The organism is Croceibacterium salegens, from assembly GCF_009827435.1.
Taxonomy (GTDB): Bacteria; Pseudomonadota; Alphaproteobacteria; order Sphingomonadales; family Sphingomonadaceae; genus Croceibacterium_B; species Croceibacterium_B salegens.
This window is the reverse complement of sequence record NZ_WTYM01000027.1, coordinates 1-2,919: the sequence shown is the minus strand read 5'-3', so window position 1 is coordinate 2,919 and position 2,919 is coordinate 1. Positions and strand designations below refer to the sequence as shown.

4 protein-coding genes are annotated in these 2,919 nt (G+C 58.4%); 2 read left to right on the top strand and 2 right to left on the bottom strand.

Annotated features, from left to right (window positions below; genetic code table 11):
- The coding region (locus GRI89_RS03170) for a 4-hydroxybenzoate 3-monooxygenase (RefSeq protein WP_159792133.1) at positions 1 to 744 on the top strand (744 nt) is incomplete at its 5' end.
- Between the two features lie 419 nt (positions 745 to 1,163).
- Here the strand turns inward: GRI89_RS03170 and GRI89_RS18355 are convergent.
- Both GRI89_RS18355 and GRI89_RS03165 read right to left on the bottom strand, forming a co-directional pair.
- Entirely contained in the window at positions 1,164 to 1,508 is a 345-nt protein-coding gene (locus GRI89_RS18355) for a Rap1a/Tai family immunity protein (protein WP_407924960.1), read from the bottom strand.
- A 191-nt stretch (positions 1,509 to 1,699) separates the two neighbouring features.
- The gene (locus GRI89_RS03165; protein WP_159792131.1) at positions 1,700 to 2,227 is read right to left on the bottom strand and encodes a hypothetical protein; all 528 of its coding nucleotides are present in this window, start codon (positions 2,225 to 2,227) and stop codon (positions 1,700 to 1,702) included.
- A 345-nt stretch (positions 2,228 to 2,572) separates the two neighbouring features.
- On the opposite strand from GRI89_RS03165, the gene GRI89_RS03160 reads away from it, so the two are divergent.
- Complete coding sequence (locus GRI89_RS03160; protein ID WP_159792129.1) at positions 2,573 to 2,752, top strand: hypothetical protein; 180 nt, start codon at positions 2,573 to 2,575, stop codon at positions 2,750 to 2,752.
- The last annotated feature ends 167 nt before the right edge of the window (positions 2,753 to 2,919 follow it).

Sequence of the window (2,919 nt, the reverse complement as noted above, 5' to 3'; positions counted from 1 at the left end):
CGCATCGACTGCCGGATCATCGCCGGGTGCGACGGGTTCCACGGGCCGAGCCGCAAGGCGATCCCGGCATCGGTCGGCAAGGAGTACCTGCGCGAGTATCCGTTCGGCTGGCTCGGCATCATGGCCGACGTGCCGCCGTGCAACCACGAGCTGATCTACGCCAACCACGAACGCGGCTTCGCGCTCGCCAGCATGCGCAGCCCGACGCGCAGCCGCTATTATGTCGACGTCCCGCTGACCGAGAAGGTCGAGGACTGGAGCGACGAGCGGGTGTGGGACGAACTGGCCATCCGCCTTGGCCCCGAGGCGGCCGCGCACATGACCCGCGGGCCTTCGATCGAAAAGTCGATCGCCCCGCTCAGGAGCTTCGTCTTCGCGCCGATGCGCCACGGCAGCCTGCTGCTGTGCGGCGATGCCGCCCACATCGTTCCGCCGACCGGCGCCAAGGGCCTCAATCTCGCTGCCAGCGACGTGCACTATGCCGCCGAGGCGTTGGTCCGGTTCTTCAGGGCGAACGATGCCGATGCCGTCGCCGGCTATTCGGACAAGGCGCTGGCACGGGTGTGGAAGTCGGAGCGGTTCAGCTGGTCGTTGACCCGGCTCATGCACCGCTTCCCCGAGGACGGGCCGTTCGAGCGGGCGATGCAGGTCGCCGAACTCGACTACATCGCTTCGAGCCGCGCGGCGCAGACCGCCATCGCCGAGAACTACGTCGGACTGCCTGTGTGGGTCGTAATTGGCTAGTCACTGCCTCTGATCTTACGTCTGTTAGGAAGGGGGATCAGTGCGGCATTTTAAGACGCGCTGCTGTATCTTACGCTCACGATTGCCACATTACCGCTTCGCAATCGGTACTCGCAAAGATTTGGAGTAAGCTCGCTCCAGCATCGGGTTTGGTGAACCTCAACCCACTAGCTGCCGGGCTGCTACCTGACCCATCGAGGCCATAACGACCCTAAACCTGGGCGCGAATGTGAGCGAACGCATTCGAACTGATTCGACCTCGGTCCGCGCCAAGTGGAGACACCGCGAACGGTATCGATCAGCATGGGATCAAAGTTGGCGGAGAGGGTGTCCGCGCTATAGGCTGCGTAAAGTTCTGAAATATAAGCTATTATTCTTAACTAAACGAACTTCTCCCACATCTTATCCCACGCCGCTCATCAATCACCCAACTCAACTTGAGGTGAGGGCGCTGTACAGAAAGCGTACTTGATTCCATGCAGAGCTACGCTCGTTCCCTCAAAGTGCCAATTTTCAGGGCGCTCATCGATGTATTTCACGGCCACGGCCAAAATTTGCCCAATGGTGACACCCTCGGGCATTTCGCAGACATATGCAGAAGTGGGATTCATCCACCTCGCCAAATCGTCGCGCCTAAGAATTCCTCGGATATAGCCGTTGCAAATTAATGCGTTCACCGAACCGCTTTCTGCGCGACATGTCCGCAAAACGTCCCCAGCGGTCGCAAAACTTGGTTCTGTATGTGTGGATTGTGCGACTGCCACGTGAGCGAGGGAAAACAACGCCCCAAAAGTTTCCCCACTTTCCGATCTTTAGGATCAACACTGGCCCCTCCGTTTACCCAAACTTGGCGCTAGCTTCCAACACTCCCCGCGTGGCTGTTTCCTATCACGGCCAGCACGAATTTCCTGTAATGTTTCTGCATTCGACTGATCGAAATCTAACCATCTTCGCCTTACCGGCGCAGCCGCGACAACACGTCTATCATCTCCACTGCGCACTGCCCGTCCAACTCCCAGTAGCGCTCCAAGTGCTGCTCGAACGTCCGGTGCCACATGCCCTTCTGGCGATACAGACCGGCCTCCCAGCCCTCATCGCAGCCTAGCTTACGCGGGAGTGAAAACAGACGCTCAAACGCCATGTCGCGTTTTGCAACGCGTTGTGAACGATAGCCAAGTCGCCACGCCTTGCGACCAGCGAAAATATTCCCTCCATTGGGCAAGTATAGCTTTCCCACTCGCTCATGGCGCAAAGGGCAGACCATCCACCAGCGCTGCCCGCCGTATTGCGGAACTGTGTAGATAAAGCGGATCGGTTGGGTGCGGTCCACCCAATCCCCACCACCTCTGCGACTGCGGTAACTTAGCGTTATGCTGGCTGTGTCAGGATCGATGAGGTCGTAACTGTAGCTGATACTTGATGACCAGCCGCAGCTTCCGCTCCAAGTCAAACGGCCGTCAATCCGCTGCGTCCCTACCGTCATTCATCCGTTGCGAAGCATAAGCGCTAGGTCGATGGTCAGCCCATCTTCCTTTACCGGCGTGCCGCCCTGGCGTCCTGAACCCCATCCACCCATGTGCAGAATCTAGCCACGCAGGCCTCCAGCCACTAGAGATTTTCCTAAATCATCAGGCAATTTCCACATTTGGAACGCGGAGGAACAGACTGTGAGCGGGGGAGGCATTCTGCAAATAGCTGCCTGTCTGCTAACGACCCAGTTGCGGACGCGAGCATCTTGCGACATCATTCGAAAAATCAATGTCGTGTTATGGGAACGTGGTCGGTGCCCCCCAAGGAAGCAATGGACACAGGGATTGGCCGAGCAATAATGGCTGCCTATGCCGTGTCCGGTCTCGCCGGGCTAGCAGCGCTGGCGTTGTTAGTTGCCAAGCTCTTCATTCCAGCGGTGCCGTTCCACCCGTTATTCATTATCGCACCGGCTGTCATTATGATCGCCACCAAATTCGTCGGCGCAGGCTATCTCAAGCGGCGGAACCGAATTAGCTAGGCGCGCAATCCATCCCTGCACTGGCAAGCGCTAATTACGCCACGTCCGCTTCCCACCCAGTTCGGGACCCAGTCGCCAACATAGGCGTGCGCCAGAAACGGACCTCGAAAAAAGTGCCCCCGAGTGGTCGCAATTACCACAGCGGGGGCAGTTGATAGGGTGGGAAA

Bases quoted from the DNA above. Each gene is read 5' to 3' on its own strand.
- GRI89_RS03165 (WP_159792131.1), bottom strand. From the start codon at position 2,227: ATGACGGTAGGGACGCAGCGGATTGACGGCCGTTTGACTTGGAGCGGA.
- GRI89_RS03160 (WP_159792129.1), top strand. From the start codon at position 2,573: ATGGCTGCCTATGCCGTGTCCGGTCTCGCCGGGCTAGCAGCGCTGGCG.